The organism is Monashia sp. HAY1-2A (genome assembly GCF_056755315.1).
In genome coordinates this window covers 1-260 of the sequence record NZ_JBNDHY010000506.1, presented here as the reverse complement: position 1 = coordinate 260, position 260 = coordinate 1, and the positions used below count along the sequence as shown (strand labels likewise).

1 protein-coding gene is annotated in these 260 nt (G+C 60.4%); it reads right to left on the bottom strand.

All coding sequences use genetic code 11. The annotated features are described in order from the left end of the window. The coding region (locus tag ACPYOM_RS22900; RefSeq protein WP_481347726.1) for an ATP-binding cassette domain-containing protein at positions 1–260 on the bottom strand (260 nt) is incomplete at both ends.

The following is a 260-nucleotide window of genomic DNA, read 5'->3' as shown; positions in this document are numbered from 1 at the left end:
CGCGTAGACTCTTCCTGTCGAGGGCCAGCATCTCCTTGCCCTCGACCAGCACCGATCCGCTCTGAGGCTCGATCAGCCGCATAATGGCGCGACCGGTTGTCGACTTTCCGCAGTCGGATTCGCCGACGAGCGAAAGCGTTTCACCGGCATGGAGGTCGAAGGAAACGTTCTCGACCGCATGGACGCGGCCGCTCAGCTTGCCGAACAGACCGGAATGGATATCGAAACGCCGGACAAGATTCTTGACCTCAAGCACCGGA